Genomic DNA, 15,273 nt, shown 5'->3' with positions numbered 1-15,273 from the left:
AGGAATGAGAAATGAAGTTTCGGAAACTGGGTGATTCGGGTGTCGACGTCAGCCTGATCGGGCTTGGCACCATGACCTGGGGCGAGCAGAACACCGAAAGCGAAGCGCACGAGCAGATCGCTTACGCGCTGGCTCAGGGCGTGAATCTGATCGATGCCGCCGAAATGTACCCGGTGCCGCCGCGCCCCGAGACCCAGGGCCTCACGGAGCAATACATCGGCACGTGGCTCGCGAAGAATCGATCGAAGCGCGCCGATATCGTGCTCGCGACGAAGATCGCCGGCCCCGCGCGCCAGCCCCACAATCCGCGGCATATCCGGGGCGCTGGCAATCAGTTCGATCGCAAGAACCTGAACGAAGCCATCGACGGCAGCCTGAAGCGCCTGCAGACCGATTACGTCGATCTGTATCAGCTGCACTGGCCGGACCGCAGCACGATGACTTTCGGCCGCTCGAACTATCCGTATATCGACGACGAATACACGGTTCCGATCGAGGAAACGCTCGCCGCCCTCGCGGAAGTCGTGAAGGCGGGCAAGATCCGTCATGTGGGCGTGTCGAACGAAACGCCGTGGGGCGTCGCCCGATTCCTGCGCGCGGCCGAAAAAGCGGGGCTCCCGAAGATCGTCAGCATTCAGAATCCGTACAGTCTCGTGAATCGCACGTATGAACTCGGGTTGTCGGAGTTCACGCACAAGGAAGGCGTCGGGCTGCTCGCGTATTCGCCGCTCGCGTTCGGCTGGCTCTCGGGCAAGTACGAAGGCGGGGCGCGTCCGGCCGGCGCGCGCATCACCTTGTTCGAGCGCTTTCAGCGCTACAGCAAGCCGCAGTCGGTCGCGGCGATCACGTCGTACGTCGAACTGGCGAAGCGCCACGGACTTACGCCGACGCAACTCGCGCTCGCCTTCGTCAACACGCGGCCATTTACGACGAGCACGCTGATCGGCGCGACCTCGATGGCGCAATTGAAGGAGAACATCGAGAGCGTGAATATCGAACTGTCGGACGAAATTCTGGCCGAGATCGACGCGCTGCACGAGCGCCAGCCGAATCCCGCGCCCTGAGTTTTGCTAGGCAGCTCAACCGTTTGGCGCAGAATTGCATGTCTTCGCCGCGATTGTGTCAGCATTGACGTTCGCGTTTCTGTCGGCTATCGCTTCGTAACGCCGGGCTAAGTTTCGGCCCGTACTCTGCCGTAACGCCGCCCGAGTCTCGCCCCAAGCGGGATTCGCGGCGCGCTCCACGTGTCATTCGCGGTGCGGTGCTTCTCGCAAGGCACTACACTTGCTCGATGGTCCTGGTTGCCCGCTGCGGCGCCTTTCGCCACAGCGCGCTCTTCGCAAAGGAGTCGTCGCTCATGTCTGAAGCAACACCGAAAGCACAAGATCTCGATCGCCTGACGATCGACACCATCCGCACGCTATCGATGGATGCCGTGCAGGCGGCCAATTCCGGCCACCCCGGCACGCCGATGGCGCTCGCGCCCGTCGCCTTCCATCTCTGGCAGAACCATCTCCGTTACGATCCCGACGCACCGCTATGGCCGAATCGCGACCGCTTCGTGCTGTCGGTCGGGCACGCGTCGATGCTGCTGTACTCGCTGCTGCATCTCGCCGGCGTGAAGGAGTTCGACGGCGATGGCAAGCCGACCGGCAAGCCCGCAGTGTCGATCGACGACATCAAGCAGTTCCGCCAGCTCGACAGCAAGACGCCCGGCCATCCGGAATACCGCATGACGACGGGCGTCGAGACGACGACCGGGCCGCTCGGCCAGGGTCTCGGCAACAGCGTCGGCATGGCGATGGCCGCGCGCTGGAAGGAAGCGCACTTCAACAAGGGCAGCGACACGATCTTCGATTACCGCGTCTACGCGCTGTGCGGCGACGGCGACATGATGGAGGGCGTGTCGCACGAAGCGGCATCGCTCGCGGGGCATCTGAAGCTGTCGAACCTCATCTGGATCTACGACAGCAACACGATCACGATCGAAGGCCATACGGATCTCGCCTATAGCGACGACGTCGAAGCGCGCTTTCACGGCTACAACTGGCACACGCTGCACGTCGACGACGCCAACGACGCGGCCGCCCTCGAGGCCGCCATCAATCAGGCCAAGTCGCACACGGACAAGCCGACGCTCATCGTGGTGAAGAGCATCATCGGCTGGGGCGCGCCGAACAAGCAGAACACGGCGAGCGCGCACGGCGAGGCCCTCGGCGAGGAAGAAGTGAAGCTCGCGAAGAAGTTCTACGGCTGGCCCGAGGACAAGCAGTTCTACGTGCCGGACGGCGTCATGCAGCACTTCGCCGACGGCATGGGCGCGCGTGGCAAGAAGGCGCACGCCGAGTGGAAGCAGCGTTTCGACGCCTACGAGAAGGCCAATCCCGAACTCGCGAAAGAAGCGTGGCGGATGCTGGAAGGCAAGCTGCCCGACGACTGGGACGCCGACATCCCGACTTTCGAGCCGGACGCGAAAGGCATCGCCACGCGCGATTCGTCGGGCAAGGTGCTCAACGCGATCGCGCCGCGCCTGCCGTGGCTGCTCGGCGGGGCGGCGGATCTGTCGCCATCGACGAAGACGAATCTCAAGTTCGAAGGCGCCGGCAGCTTCGAGCACGACAGCTACGGCGGACGCAATCTGCACTTCGGCATCCGCGAGCACGGCATGGGCGCGGTCTGCAACGGGCTTGCGCTGTCGGGGCTGCGTCCGTACGGTTCGACATTCCTGATCTTCAGCGACTACATGAAGCCGCCGATCCGCCTCTCCGCGATCATGGAAGTGCCGGTGATCTACGTGTTCACGCACGATTCGATCGGCGTGGGCGAGGACGGCCCGACGCATCAGCCGATCGAGCAGCTTGCGTCGCTGCGCGGCGTGCCGGGCCTTTGCACGCTGCGGCCCGCCGATGCGAACGAAGTCGCGGAGGCCTGGCGCGTCGCGCTGTCGCATCCGAAGGAGCCGTCGTGCATCGTGCTCACGCGCCAGCCGCTGCCGACGTTCGATCGCAAGAAATTCGGTTCGGCCGATGGCGTGAAGCGCGGCGCCTATGTGCTCGCCGATACCGAAGGCGGCAAGAAGCCCGAAGTGCTTCTGCTCGCGACGGGCAGCGAAGTGTCGTTGTGCGTCGAGGCGTACGAGAAGCTGACGAGCGAAGGCATCGCTGCGCGCGTCGTGTCGATGCCGTCATGGGACATCTTCGAGAAGCAGGACCTCGCGTACAAGGAATCGGTGCTGCCGCCGGACGTGCATGCGCGCGTGTGTGTCGAGCAGGCCGCGACGCTCGGCTGGGATCGCTACGTCGGCCGGCTCGGATCGCAGATCGTGATGCACACGTTCGGCGCATCGGCGCCGCTCAAGGCGCTCAAGACGAAGTTCGGCTTCACGCCGGAAGCGGTCTATGAAGCCGCGAAGAAGCAGATCGAACGCGTGAAATCCAACGGGAAGGAGTGAATCATCATGCAGATCGGCATCGTGGGACTGGGGCGCATGGGCGGCAACATCGGGCGGCGTCTGATGCGCGGCGGGCATACGTGCGTCGTGTACGACCACAATCCGCAAGCGACCGAGGCGCTCGCGAGCGAAGGCGCGACGGGCGCGAAGGATCTCGGCGATCTCGTCGCGAAACTCGCCGCGCCGCGCGTCGTCTGGCTGATGCTGCCGGCGGGGAAAATCACCGAGGACACGCTCAACGATCTGCACAAGATCCTCGGCGCGGACGACGTGATCATCGACGGCGGCAACAGCTTCTACAAGGACGATATCCGGCGCGCGGCGCAGTTGCGCGAGCAGGGCATCCATTACGTCGATGTCGGCACGTCGGGCGGCGTGTGGGGGCTCACGCGCGGCTACTGCATGATGATCGGCGGCGATGAGCCGGTCGTGCGCCGCATCGATCCGATTCTCGCGACGCTCGCGCCGGGGCGCGGCGACATTCCCGCAACGCCGGGCCGCGAAGGGCGCGATGCGCGCGTCGAAAACGGCTACATGCACTGCGGTCCGGTCGGTTCGGGGCACTTCGTGAAGATGGTGCACAACGGCATCGAATACGGTTTGATGCAGGCGTATGCCGAGGGCTTTCACGTGCTCGAGCGCAAGGATTCGACGGAGTTGCCGGAGAACGAACGCTATACGCTCGATCTCGCCGATATCGCGGAAGTGTGGCGACGCGGCAGCGTGGTTTCGTCGTGGCTGCTCGATCTGACCGCGGGCGCGCTCGCGGGCGACGGCTCGCTGGACCGTTACTCAGCCGAAGTCGCGGATAGCGGCGAAGGGCGCTGGACGATCGAAGCGGCGATCGAGGAAGCGGTGCCGGCGCAAGTGCTGTCGGCGGCGCTATACACGCGTTTTCGCTCGCGCGACGCCGAAGCGTTCCCGGAACGCTTGCTGTCGGCGATGCGCTTCGGCTTCGGCGGCCACCACGAGTTTCCGGCGAAGTAGTGCTGAACGGCGATGGAGCTTCACGCGCCATCGCCGTTTCTCATTTCATCATGCGTCGCCTGAACAGCCACGCGCACAGAAAGAACGACACGACCGCATAGGCGAGCAGCACGAGCACGTGCGGCACGAAGGCGTCGAACGGACGGCCGAGCATCGCCGGGCGGATCAGTTCGACCGCGTGATAAAGCGGCAAAACCTGCGTGACGTGCTGCGCGATCGAGGGCAATTGCGCGATCGGAAAGAACACGCCGGAGAGCAGGAGCATCGGCGTGAGCGCGAGCGTCTGATAAAACATGAAGAAGTCGTAGCTCGGCGCGAGCGCGGTGACGACCATCGCCGTGCTTGCGAAGGCAAGACCCGTCAGCACGATGACCGGCAAGGCGGTGAGCATCGACGGAAAGCTCGCATAACCGAGCGCGCCCGCGACGATCATGATCGCCACGCCCGACAGCACCGACTTGCTCGCGGCCCAGACGATCTCGCCCAGCACGATGTCGCCGAGCGTGAGCGGCGTATGCATGATCGCTTCCCACGTGCGCTGCACGTGCATGCGCGAGAACCCCGAATACATCGACTCGAAGCTCGCGGACATCATCACGCTCGACGCCGCCGTGCCCGCCGCGAGAAACGCGATATACGACACGCCGTCGACATGCCCGACCATCAGCCCGAGACCCAGGCCGAGCCCGAAGAGATAGATCATCGGATCGGCGAGATTGCCGATCATCGACGCGATGGCGAGCTTCTTCCAGACGAGATAGTTGCGCCGCCACACCGACATCCAGTGCGTGGCGTTCGCGGGCAGCGCGCTCGACAGCGGCGTGACGCTGGCCTCGGGCTTCGTTGCGCGTTGCTTGTCGATGCGGGATCGTTCGAGCGTATCCATTGTTTCAGTCCACCATCTCACGTCCCGTGAGACGCAGGAAAACATCTTCGAGATTCGCCGGACGATGCAGATAGCGCACGTCGGCGCGGCCCTTCACGCGCGCATGCACCGGCTGCGGATCGTCGACGTAGCAAAAGAGCGTCTCGCCGCTCACTTCCATGCGCGCGACGAGCGGCGCGAGTTCGGCGGCGAGCGCTTGCGGATCGGGGCCGTAGATTTCGATCACGTCCGAGCCGATCACTTCCCCGATCAGATCGCGCGGCCGTCCTTCGGCGATCTTGCGGCCTTCCTCGATCACGCACAGGCGATCGCACAGACGCTCGGCTTCTTCCATGAAGTGCGTCGTCAGCAGGATCGTCTTGCCGCGCGCAAGCAGCGAGCGCAGGCGCTCCCAGATCAGGTGTCGCGCCTGCGGGTCGAGTCCGGTAGTCGGTTCGTCCATCACGAGCACATCTGGATCGTTGACGAGCGCGCGCGCAAGCGTAAGCCGCCGCTTCATGCCGCCCGACAATTCGCCGACACGCGCATCGGCCTTGTTTTCCAGACGCGCGAATTCGAGCAGCGACGGCACGAGCGCATCCATGCGCGCGCCCGTCAGACCGAAGTAACGGCCGAACACGGTGAGATTTTCGCGGACGGTGAAATCGGGATCGAGATTGTCGAACTGCGGCACGACGCCCACGCGCTCGCGCGCGAAACGGGCACGCGCGGGTACCGGTTCGCCGACGAGACGGATCGCGCCGCTGTCGGGCGACGTGATGCCGAGCAGCATCTTGAGCGTCGTCGTCTTGCCCGCGCCGTTCGGTCCCAGCAGTCCGAAGCATTCGCCGGGCCGCACATCGAACGATAGTCCGTCGACGACCGTGCGCTCGCCGTAGTGCTTCCTTACTTCGCTGAACTCGATGGCGGGCGCGCCGTTTCGATCGGCGTCGCGTGCAGTGTCTTGTTGCTGTGTTCGATCAGTCATGCATTCGTGCCGCAAGGGAAAACCGCATGGGGAGAAGTCAGCGGGCTAGTGTAATCCATTGCACCAAGGCGGCGCCTGGCGTGCAACCGCACGCGGCGCGAGCGTGTCAAATCTGTGCGGCGGGCATCGAACCGGTTCCGGCCGAAAGTGCCAGAGGCTTGTCCGCCGGTGTTTTTACGGTTCTGGCACGGTGCGAGCTAACGTGTTCGCGCCGCTAGGCGTTTTCCAGCGTTGCCAACCGGAAAGCGACGCACGATGATGAAACCACGCCGCGGGCACGTCGCGCTCATCGGCAAGTCGGCCAGGGAGGTCAAGATGGAAAGCTACCGGAAAATCCTGCTGTGCTACGACGGCTCCAGAGAGGGTCGCAAGGCGCTGCGTCAGGGCGCCAATCTCGCGCTCGACCTGAACGCGGAGACGCACGTGCTCGCGGTCGTCGACATGCGATCGAGCATCGCGCAGAGCGCCGGACTGCTGACCGACATGGCCTGCGGACGCTTCGAAGAGGCCGCGCGCGACATCCTGCAAGAGGGCGTCGAATGGCTGCGCGAGCGCGGACTTCAGGCACAGGGGCATTTCGCGTTCGGCCATCCGATCGACGAGATCGCGGCGCTCGCCGAAAGCCTTCAGGTCGATCTCGTCGTGGTCGGGCATCGCTGCCGCAGCGGACTTGCGCGCTGGTGGATGGGCGCGGGCAACACGCCGCTGCTCGACCGCGTGAAGTGCAGCATTCTGGTTGCCGTGTGTCAGGCGGGCGAATCCGCCGAAGCCGAGGACGAAGCGGCTTACGCGGCCAAGCCGGTCAAGGCAGAAGCGGGCGCTTGAGCGCGGACGCTTTGCGCGTCAGCCGTTGAGATCGACCGCGACGAGCTTCCACGACACGAGCCCGTCGCGGTGAAAGATCGCGGAGTAACGCGCATCGCCGGCGCCGTGCCGATACGTGACGACGAACGTGTTGAGACTGCGATAACCCGCCGTGGTCTGCGGCGGTTCCTTAGGCGGCGGCGGTCCTGCCATGACGCTGGAAGCGGGCGCGGCGTCGCCAGCCTGCGGCGGCGGACGTTCGCCCGGCTCGCCGCGCGGCGGGATGCCGTTCAGAATGGCCGCGACGCCGTCCGGTGTCGCATACGAGTCCACCAGCGGACCGACGAGCGCCGCGCCGATCATCGCGCCGATGATCGCGAGCGGATTGCCGCTTTTCTGAATATCGACGCGGCGCGTGAGCAGTGCCGCGATCTGTTCCTTGAGACTTGCACGCAGCGCGGGAAAATCGACGTACTGGTTGACTGTCTGCGCATCGCGCGCATCGGCGGCACGCTTTACGCGATCGAGCGCGATGTAAGGCGACGCATAAATGAATCCGAGCGCCGCAAGCAGAACCAGGACGACGAGCGCGGCAACGACAGCGCGGGTAATGCGGGTAGTGCGGCTAGTACGGATCATGCGACGGCCAAGCCTTCGTGCAGAACGTGACTAAGGAATTGACCGCGCGCACGCCGCTTATATCCCGCGAATTCACGTTCCGCATGTAGTTCGCTCGTGTCAGGCAAGGATTCCGCCCGCGAGCCCGGCATTCTCCTCGGCGATGCAACGGTCGATCATGCGCGACACTTCATCGATCTTGCCGACCAGAATCACGCGCGATTGTCCGCGATACACGCGCACCGGCGCGCGCTGTTCCGGCTCCGCGTGCACGGCGTTGTTGAGCGAAACGCGCGCAAACGCGGGCTGACGCGACGGCAGCGCGGGCATTTCGTTAAAGAGATCGGGCGTGGTTTCGGCGCGCGGCATGCCGCACGCGATCAGCGTGCGCAGATGGCGCAGGCGGCCGAATTGACGGAAGGGCAGCAGACGGGCAAAACGTTCCATGATGACTCTCCAGACGATAGGACGCACCGCGGCTCACCGCGGACGGCGGCCGACATGCTTGTAATGTTTGAGACGCCGGACTGGCGTCAAAAGCGGTTGGTGAGGCTATCTTGCGTTGTCAATGAGACATTTCCTGTCCCGTTGCCAAAGGAACGGTTCGAAACTCAGAACTCGCCCGAGCGGATCAATCCGACTGCGATGCCTTCCAGCGCGAAATCGCTGCTGCCCGAGCGCACGAAGATGTTCTCGTAATCCGGATTCTCGGCGATGAGTTCCACGCCGTCCGACCGGCGTTTCCAGCGTTTGACCGTGACGTCGTCGCCCAGACGCGCGACCACGATCTGTCCGTCTTTCGCTTCGGTGCGCTTTTGCACGGCGAGCAGATCGCCGTCGAGAATGCCGGCATCGCGCATGGACAGGCCGCGCACCTTCAACAGATAGTCCGGCTTGCTGGAAAAGAGCGCGGGATCGCATGCGTAGTGCTGCGAGATGTGCTCTTGCGCAAGTATGGGACTGCCCGCCGCGACGCGGCCAACGAGCGGCAGCGACAGTTGCATGATGCTTTGATGCGGCAGCGTGAACTGATGCGGCAGTTCCTCCGATCGATCGATGCGCGATGCATCGCCGAGCAGCCGGATGCCGCGCGACGAACCCGCTGCCAGTTCGATCACACCCTTGCGCGCCAGCGCCCGAAGGTGTTCCTCGGCGGAATTGGCCGAACTGAAGCCGAGTTCCGCGGCGATTTCGGCGCGCGTCGGCGGAAAGCCGGTGCGTTCGATCGCGCGCTGGATAAGCTCGAACACCTGCTGCTGCCGCGCGGTAAGTTTCGTTGTCTTGGTCACTGGCTCGGGCCCCCGGTGCACTGTATGAATGGACAGGTAACTGTATTTTTATACAGTATTCCGCGCTTTTCAAGCTTTACTTTAAGTTCGTCCGCGTGGGGCCTTGGCGCAGGCGTTCGATGCCCGTGCGGCCTTTTTCCGCTCAGGAATAACGTTCTTAGCAGTTTTTCGTATAAAAAAGTGAGGAACGATTATTTCTAATCATATAGGCGCCTCGATAGACTGATTCCGTCAATTCGATAAGACGGAGAACGGGGAATGCATAGCATCAACACGGGATTACGACGGCTTTTCGCGGCGGCTGCATTGGGCGCTGCGGGGCTGATCATGACGGCGCCGACGCACGCCGACACGTCGTTCCTGAACGTTTCGTACGATCCGACGCGCGAGCTGTATCAGGACTTCAATCAGGCGTTCGCGAAAAAGTGGAAGGCCGACACCGGCGAATCCGTGACCTTCAAGCAGTCACACGGCGGCTCGGGCGGTCAGGCGCGCGCGGTCATCGATGGACTCCAGGCCGACGTCGTCACGCTCGCGCTTGCTTACGATATCGACGCGCTCGCGGGCAAGGGGCTCGTCGGCGCGGACTGGCAGAAGCGCTTGCCGGACAACGCATCACCGTACACGTCGACGATCGTGTTTCTCGTGCGAAAGGGCAATCCGAAGCACATCAAGGACTGGGACGATCTGGCGAAGCCGGGCGTGTCGATCGTCACGCCGAATCCGAAGACTTCGGGCGGCGCGCGCTGGAACTATCTTGCGGCGTGGGCGTATGCGCAGCACAAGCCGGGCGGCAACGAGCAGACCGCGAAGGATTTCGTGACGAAGCTCTACAAGAATGCCGGCGTGCTCGATTCCGGCGCGCGCGGCGCGACGACGAGCTTCGTGCAGCGCGGCCAGGGCGACGTGCTGATCGCGTGGGAAAACGAGGCGTTCCTGTCGCTGAAGGAGTTCGGTCCGGACAAGTTCGAGATCGTGGTGCCGTCGGTGAGCATTCTGGCCGAGCCGCCGGTCGCGGTGGTCGACAAGGTCGTCGACAAGCACGGCACGCGCAAGCTCGCCGAGGCGTATCTGAAGTACCTGTACAGCGACGAAGGGCAGCAGATCGCCGCGCGCAACTTCTATCGGCCGCGCTCGGACAAGGTGCCCGCCGAGCTCACGAAGCAGTTCCCGAAGCTGAAGCTCTATACCATCGACGATACGTTCGGCGGCTGGACGAAAGCGCAGAAGACGCACTTCGCCGATGGCGGCGTATTCGATTCGATCTATCAGCCGCAATAGGCGTGTCGGCCGGCGACGCGGCGCGTTCAAGACGCCGCGCGCCGAAGCAGCAACGCGCGCCACCCCGCGCGCAAACAGGATGACTCAAGGATGACTCTAGGATGACGACTCTCACATTCAGGAAACCGAGCGCGCTGCCCGGGTTCGGCCTGACGCTCGGCATCACGGTGGCTTATCTGAGCCTCGTGGTGCTGATTCCGCTTGCCGCGACCTTCGCAAAAACGGCGACGCTCGACTGGGCGCAGTTCGTGCGCGCGGTCACGTCGCCGCGCGTGCTCGCGTCGTATCGGCTGACGTTCAGCGCGGCGCTCGGCGGCGCGCTCATCAACGCGGTGTTCGGCTTTCTCGTCGCGTGGGTGCTCGTGCGCTACACGTTCCCGTTCAAGCGCATCGTCGATGCGATCGTCGATCTGCCGTTCGCGCTGCCGACCTCGGTGGCCGGCATCTCGCTTGCCGCCGTCTATGCGGGCAACGGATGGATCGGGCAATATCTCGCTCCGCTCGGCATCAAGGTCGCGTTCACGCCGCTCGGCGTGCTCGTCGCGCTGACGTTCATCGGCTTGCCGTTCGTCGTGCGCACGGTGCAGCCGGTGCTCGAAGACTTCGAGCGCGAGCAGGAAGAAGCGGCCGCGTGCCTGGGCGCTACGCGCTGGCTCACGTTTCGCCGCGTCGTGCTGCCGTCGCTCTTTCCGGCGCTGCTGACGGGCTTCGCGCTCGCGTTCGCGCGTGCGCTCGGCGAATACGGCTCGGTGATTTTCATCGCGGGCAATGTGCCGATGAAATCCGAAATCACGTCGCTGCTCATCATCACGAAGCTCGAACAATACGACTACGCCGGCGCGACCGCGCTCGCCGTCGTGATGCTGTGCGTGTCGTTCCTGATGCTTCTGTTGATCAACACGTTGCAATGGTGGTTGCAGCGCCGCACGAGCAAGACGGGCGCGGTGCCGGTCAACGTCTCGCTGGCGGCGGGAGAAACGGCATGAGCAAGGTGCTTCCATTGCAGACGACGACACCGCGCGACGCGCACGGTCTCAATCCCGTCACCGAGCCGCGCGCCGTGCGCTGGCTGCTGACTGGCATCGCGCTCGCGTTTCTGGCGTTCTTTCTCGTCGTGCCGCTCGTCGCCGTGTTCGTGCAGGCGTTCGCGAAAGGCGTCGACTATTACTTCGAGTCGCTCAAGGACCCGGACGCGTGGTCCGCCATCAAGCTCACGCTCATCACCGCCGCGATTGCCGTGCCGCTGAACGTGGTCTTCGGGCTGGCCGCGTCGTGGGCAATCGCCAAGTTCGAGTTTCGCGGCAAGGCGCTTCTGACGACGCTCATCGACTTGCCGTTCTCGGTCTCGCCGGTCATTTCCGGTCTCGTCTATGTGCTGATGTTCGGCGCGCAAGGCTGGTTCGGACCGTGGCTCGCCGCGCACGACGTGCAGATCATTTTCGCGGTGCCGGGCATCGTGCTCGCGACGATCTTCGTCACGTTTCCGTTCGTCGCGCGCGAACTGATTCCGCTGATGCAGGCGCAAGGCAACGACGAAGAGGAAGCGGCGCACGTGCTTGGCGCATCGGGCTGGCAGATCTTCCGGCGCGTGACGCTGCCCAACGTGAAGTGGGGCCTGCTCTACGGCGTGATCCTTTGCAACGCGCGCGCGATGGGCGAGTTCGGTGCGGTATCGGTGGTATCGGGACATATCCGCGGACAGACCGACACGATGCCGCTGCACGTCGAGATTCTCTACAACGAATACAACTTTTCGGCTGCGTTCGCGGTGGCGTCGCTGCTCGCGCTGCTCGCGCTCGTCACGCTTGCGCTGAAGCTCCTCGCGGAGCGGCGCATGACGCAGGCGCTGACCGTTGCCAAAGCTACCGCACAGAATTAAGAGGCCGACACAAACATGAGCATCATCGTTCGCAATCTGCAAAAGCGCTTCGGCGATTTCACCGCGCTCGACAACGTCTCGCTCGACTTTCCCGCGGGCGAGCTCGTCGCGCTGCTCGGGCCGTCGGGCTGCGGCAAGACCACGCTCCTGCGCGTGATCGCGGGCCTCGAATTCGCCGACGCGGGGCAAGTCGTGCTGCATGGCGAAGACGTCGCGGAAGTCGGCGCGCGCGAGCGGCAAGTCGGCTTCGTGTTCCAGCATTACGCGCTGTTCCGGCACATGACGGTGTTCGAGAACGTGGCGTTCGGCCTGCGCGTGAAGCCGCGCCGCGAACGCCCGAGCGAAGCGAAAATCCGCGAGAAGGTGCATGAGCTGCTGAAGCTCGTCCAACTTGATTGGCTCGCGGAGCGTTTTCCGTCGGAGCTTTCGGGCGGGCAGCGGCAGCGCATTGCGCTTGCGCGCGCGCTTGCTGTCGAACCGAAAGTGCTGCTGCTCGACGAGCCGTTCGGCGCGCTCGATGCCAAGGTGCGCAAGGAACTGCGTAGCTGGCTGCGCCGCCTGCACGACGACCTGCATATCTCGACACTCTTCGTCACGCATGACCAGGAAGAGGCGCTCGAAGTGGCCGATCGCATCGTCGTGATGAATCATGGGCGCGTGGAGCAGGTCGGCAGCCCGCAGGACGTGTACGATCATCCGCAGACGTCGTTCGTCTACGAGTTTCTCGGCGCGGCGAACCGGCTGCAGGGCGAAGTGAACGCGAACGGCTTTATCGCCGATGGCGCCACGAGCCCGATCGCGGCAGAGGCGCATTTCAGCGGTCGCGCGCTTGCGTATGTGCGGCCGCACGATCTAGCGCTCTATCCCGCGAATGCCGCCAATGCCGCCGATGGCACGCATCGCGACGGCATCGTGGTCGATGTGCGGCGCGTCGTGACGCTCGGCGGCTCGGTGCGTGTGGAACTCGAAGGCCGCGCGGGCGGCGTGATCGAGGCGGAACTGGATCGCGAGGCGTGGCGCGCGCTCAGGCTCGATGTCGGCGATGGCGTGACGGCCGTGCCGCGCGCGCTGCGCGTCTTTCCCGCGCAATGACACCATAAGAACAGAGAGGATGAAATGAACTTCCAGCAACTGCGCTTCGTGCGCGAAGCCGTGCGTCAGAACATGAATCTGACTGAGGTCGCCAATGTGCTCTACACGTCGCAGTCGGGCGTGTCGAAGCAGATCAAGGATCTCGAGGACGAGCTCGGCGTCGATATCTTCATACGCCGCGGCAAGCGTCTGACGGGACTCACGGAGCCGGGCAAGGAAGTGCATCAGCTGATCGAGCGGATGTTGCTCGATGCGGAGAATCTGCGACGCGTCGCGCGCCAGTTCGCGGATCAGGACAACGGCCATCTCGTCGTCGCGACGACGCACACGCAGGCCCGTTACGCGCTGCCGAAGGTCATTCGCCGGTTCACCGAGGTGTATCCGAAGGTGCATCTCGCGCTGCGCCAGGGCAGCCCGCAGCAGATCGCGCAGATGATCATCAACGGCGAAGCGGATATCGGCATTTCGACCGAAGCGCTCGACCGTTATCCGGACATCGTCACGTTTCCATGCTATTCGTGGCATCACACGGTCGTCGTGCCGAAGGATCATCCGCTCGTCGGCCGCGAGAACATCACGCTGGAGCAGATCGCCGAATATCCGATCGTCACGTATGACAACGACTTTACAGGCCGCTCGCACGTCGATCAGGCGTTTGCGAGCGCGGGCGCGATTCCCGACATCGTGCTGACTGCAATCGACGCCGACGTCATCAAGACGTATGTGGAACTGGGCATGGGCATCGGCATCGTCGCGGCGATGGCGTACGACGCGAAACGCGATACCGAGCTCGTCGCGCTCGATACGCAGCATCTGTTCGAAGCGAGCACCACGCGCGTCGGCCTGCGAAAGGGCGCGTTCCTGCGGGCGTATGCGTACCGGTTGATCGAGATGTTCGCGCCGCAGCTCGACGAGGCGCAGATCGCCGCGCAGCTTCGCGAAGCGGCTTGAATTCGTGCCGGCTGTTTTACAATCGCCGGCATGAATACATCCTCTCTACCTCGTATCGCGGTGCTGGCAACGGGCGGCACCATCGCCGGATCGGCGGGCGATGCATCGAAGACGGCGGGCTACAGGGCGGGCGTCGTCGGCGTCGACAAGCTGCTCGATGCCGTGCCGGCGCTCGGCTCCGTCGCGCGAATCCACGCGGAACAGATAGCGAGCATCGACAGCAAGGACATGAGCGCCGCGCTGTGGACGACGCTCGGCAGGCGCATCGATGCATTGCTCGTGCGGGACGATATCGATGGCGTCGTCGTCACGCACGGCACCGATACGCTTGAAGAAACCGCGTATCTGCTGCATCTCACGGTGAAGAGCACGAAGCCTGTCGTGCTGACGGCGGCGATGCGCCCGTCGACCGCGCTTTCCGCCGATGGCCCGCTCAATCTGCTCAACGCGGTGACGGTTGCGGCGTCGAAGGATGCGGCGGGCAAGGGCGTGCTCGTCGCGTTCAACAACCAGATTCACTGCGCGCGCGATGTCACCAAGACGAGCACCTATGCCGTCGATGCGTTCCGTTCGCCTGAAACGGGCGTGCTCGGCTTCGTGCAGGATGGACGCGTCGAGTTTCAGCGTATTGCTTTGCGGCCGCATACGGCGTCGAGCGAGTTCGCTTTGTCCGAGCAATGGCCGATGGTCGAGATCGTCACGAGCTATGCGGATGCGTCTCGGGTGACGGTCGATGCGCTCGTCGCGGCGGGGGTGAAAGGGATTGTGGTGGCGGGTACGGGCAATGGGTCGATGCATGCTGGGCTTACGCAGGCGCTCGTCGATGCGGTGAAACGAGGGGTTGCGGTCGTGCGGGCGTCGCGGGTGGGTTCGGGGCATGTGATGCGTAACGGCGCCGCGAATGACGATGCGTTGGGGACGGTCAGTGCGGGAAGTTTGAATCCTTATAAGGCCCGCGTGTTGTTGATGCTCGCGCTCGCTGCTGAAGTGAGCGATCTGCAGCGGGTTTTTGATGTTTATTGATGTGGAATCTTGATTTGTTATTGGTCTATTAGCACTGCCCCTGTG

The 15,273-nt window shown here is 63.9% G+C and carries 15 protein-coding genes; 10 read left to right on the top strand and 5 right to left on the bottom strand.

The window, feature by feature from the left end; translation table 11 throughout:
- Positions 1 to 11: 11 nt before the first annotated feature.
- The 3 genes from AWB77_RS11080 to gnd all read left to right on the top strand — a co-directional run bounded on the left by AWB77_RS11080 (position 12) and on the right by gnd (position 4,438).
- Entirely contained in the window at positions 12 to 1,064 is a 1,053-nt protein-coding gene (locus AWB77_RS11080) for an NADP(H)-dependent aldo-keto reductase (RefSeq protein WP_061134502.1), read from the top strand.
- 293 nt (positions 1,065 to 1,357) lie between these two features.
- Positions 1,358 to 3,451 carry a transketolase gene (gene tkt / locus AWB77_RS11075; protein ID WP_061134785.1) on the top strand — a complete coding sequence of 698 codons (2,094 nt, stop codon included), beginning with the start codon at positions 1,358 to 1,360 and terminating at the stop codon, positions 3,449 to 3,451.
- Positions 3,452 to 3,457: 6 nt separating this feature from the next.
- Entirely contained in the window at positions 3,458 to 4,438 is a 981-nt protein-coding gene (gene gnd, locus AWB77_RS11070; RefSeq protein ID WP_061134501.1) for a phosphogluconate dehydrogenase (NAD(+)-dependent, decarboxylating), read from the top strand.
- A gap of 40 nt (positions 4,439 to 4,478) precedes the next feature.
- Here the strand turns inward: gnd and nodJ are convergent, their stop codons facing one another.
- On the bottom strand, positions 4,479 to 5,324 hold the full coding sequence (gene nodJ / locus AWB77_RS11065) for a nodulation factor ABC transporter permease subunit NodJ (RefSeq protein WP_279616180.1): 846 nt from the start codon (positions 5,322 to 5,324) through the stop codon (positions 4,479 to 4,481).
- Between the two features lie 4 nt (positions 5,325 to 5,328).
- Positions 5,329 to 6,291: a nodulation factor ABC transporter ATP-binding protein NodI gene (gene nodI / locus AWB77_RS11060; protein ID WP_061134500.1), complete on the bottom strand. Its 963-nt coding sequence runs from the start codon at positions 6,289 to 6,291 to the stop codon at positions 5,329 to 5,331.
- Between the two features lie 315 nt (positions 6,292 to 6,606).
- On the opposite strand from nodI, the gene AWB77_RS11055 reads away from it, so the two are divergent.
- On the top strand, positions 6,607 to 7,116 hold the full coding sequence (locus AWB77_RS11055; RefSeq protein WP_041731023.1) for a universal stress protein: 510 nt from the start codon (positions 6,607 to 6,609) through the stop codon (positions 7,114 to 7,116).
- Between the two features lie 18 nt (positions 7,117 to 7,134).
- On the opposite strand, the gene AWB77_RS11050 is transcribed toward AWB77_RS11055, so the two are convergent.
- The 3 genes from AWB77_RS11050 to lexA form a co-directional block, all read right to left on the bottom strand.
- Positions 7,135 to 7,734 carry a DUF2939 domain-containing protein gene (locus AWB77_RS11050; RefSeq protein WP_061134499.1) on the bottom strand — a complete coding sequence of 200 codons (600 nt, stop codon included), beginning with the start codon at positions 7,732 to 7,734 and terminating at the stop codon, positions 7,135 to 7,137.
- Between the two features lie 99 nt (positions 7,735 to 7,833).
- A complete protein-coding gene (locus AWB77_RS11045; protein WP_061134498.1) occupies positions 7,834 to 8,160 on the bottom strand; it encodes a hypothetical protein in 327 nt (108 codons plus the stop codon).
- 164 nt (positions 8,161 to 8,324) lie between these two features.
- Positions 8,325 to 9,002 carry a transcriptional repressor LexA gene (lexA, locus tag AWB77_RS11040; RefSeq protein ID WP_061134497.1) on the bottom strand — a complete coding sequence of 226 codons (678 nt, stop codon included), beginning with the start codon at positions 9,000 to 9,002 and terminating at the stop codon, positions 8,325 to 8,327.
- Between the two features lie 258 nt (positions 9,003 to 9,260).
- Between lexA and AWB77_RS11035 the strand changes: the two genes are divergently transcribed.
- The 6 genes from AWB77_RS11035 to AWB77_RS11010 all read left to right on the top strand — a co-directional run bounded on the left by AWB77_RS11035 (position 9,261) and on the right by AWB77_RS11010 (position 15,228).
- Complete coding sequence (locus AWB77_RS11035) at positions 9,261 to 10,283, top strand: sulfate ABC transporter substrate-binding protein (RefSeq protein ID WP_061134496.1); 1,023 nt, start codon at positions 9,261 to 9,263, stop codon at positions 10,281 to 10,283.
- A gap of 101 nt (positions 10,284 to 10,384) precedes the next feature.
- Positions 10,385 to 11,269 (top strand): sulfate ABC transporter permease subunit CysT, encoded by an 885-nt coding sequence (gene cysT / locus AWB77_RS11030; RefSeq protein WP_061134495.1) that lies wholly within the window; start codon positions 10,385 to 10,387, stop codon positions 11,267 to 11,269.
- Positions 11,266 to 12,162 (top strand): sulfate ABC transporter permease subunit CysW, encoded by an 897-nt coding sequence (cysW, locus tag AWB77_RS11025; RefSeq protein ID WP_061134494.1) that lies wholly within the window; start codon positions 11,266 to 11,268, stop codon positions 12,160 to 12,162. The genes cysT and cysW overlap by 4 nt, the downstream gene beginning before the upstream one ends.
- A 15-nt stretch (positions 12,163 to 12,177) precedes the next feature.
- Positions 12,178 to 13,254: a sulfate/molybdate ABC transporter ATP-binding protein gene (locus AWB77_RS11020; protein ID WP_061134493.1), complete on the top strand. Its 1,077-nt coding sequence runs from the start codon at positions 12,178 to 12,180 to the stop codon at positions 13,252 to 13,254.
- Positions 13,255 to 13,278: 24 nt separating this feature from the next.
- Complete coding sequence (locus tag AWB77_RS11015; RefSeq protein ID WP_061134492.1) at positions 13,279 to 14,205, top strand: CysB family HTH-type transcriptional regulator; 927 nt, start codon at positions 13,279 to 13,281, stop codon at positions 14,203 to 14,205.
- A complete protein-coding gene (locus AWB77_RS11010) occupies positions 14,206 to 15,228 on the top strand; it encodes an asparaginase (protein ID WP_374728689.1) in 1,023 nt (340 codons plus the stop codon).
- Positions 15,229 to 15,273 lie beyond the last annotated feature (45 nt).

The organism is Caballeronia fortuita (assembly GCF_001544835.2).
Taxonomy (GTDB): Bacteria; Pseudomonadota; Gammaproteobacteria; order Burkholderiales; family Burkholderiaceae; genus Caballeronia; species Caballeronia fortuita.
This window is presented reverse-complemented; position numbering and strand designations above follow the sequence as displayed.

Excerpts from the sequence above, each read along its gene's own strand:
- AWB77_RS11080 (WP_061134502.1), top strand. The coding sequence starts at position 12 with ATGAAGTTTCGGAAACTGGGTGATTCGGGTGTCGACGTCAGCCTGATC.
- tkt (WP_061134785.1), top strand. The coding sequence starts at position 1,358 with ATGTCTGAAGCAACACCGAAAGCACAAGATCTCGATCGCCTGACGATC.
- gnd (WP_061134501.1), top strand. The coding sequence starts at position 3,458 with ATGCAGATCGGCATCGTGGGACTGGGGCGCATGGGCGGCAACATCGGG.
- nodJ (WP_279616180.1), bottom strand. The coding sequence starts at position 5,324 with ATGGATACGCTCGAACGATCCCGCATCGACAAGCAACGCGCAACGAAG.
- nodI (WP_061134500.1), bottom strand. The coding sequence starts at position 6,291 with ATGACTGATCGAACACAGCAACAAGACACTGCACGCGACGCCGATCGA.
- AWB77_RS11055 (WP_041731023.1), top strand. The coding sequence starts at position 6,607 with ATGGAAAGCTACCGGAAAATCCTGCTGTGCTACGACGGCTCCAGAGAG.
- AWB77_RS11050 (WP_061134499.1), bottom strand. The coding sequence starts at position 7,734 with ATGATCCGTACTAGCCGCACTACCCGCATTACCCGCGCTGTCGTTGCC.
- AWB77_RS11045 (WP_061134498.1), bottom strand. The coding sequence starts at position 8,160 with ATGGAACGTTTTGCCCGTCTGCTGCCCTTCCGTCAATTCGGCCGCCTG.
- AWB77_RS11035 (WP_061134496.1), top strand. The coding sequence starts at position 9,261 with ATGCATAGCATCAACACGGGATTACGACGGCTTTTCGCGGCGGCTGCA.
- cysT (WP_061134495.1), top strand. The coding sequence starts at position 10,385 with ATGACGACTCTCACATTCAGGAAACCGAGCGCGCTGCCCGGGTTCGGC.
- cysW (WP_061134494.1), top strand. The coding sequence starts at position 11,266 with ATGAGCAAGGTGCTTCCATTGCAGACGACGACACCGCGCGACGCGCAC.
- AWB77_RS11020 (WP_061134493.1), top strand. The coding sequence starts at position 12,178 with ATGAGCATCATCGTTCGCAATCTGCAAAAGCGCTTCGGCGATTTCACC.
- AWB77_RS11015 (WP_061134492.1), top strand. The coding sequence starts at position 13,279 with ATGAACTTCCAGCAACTGCGCTTCGTGCGCGAAGCCGTGCGTCAGAAC.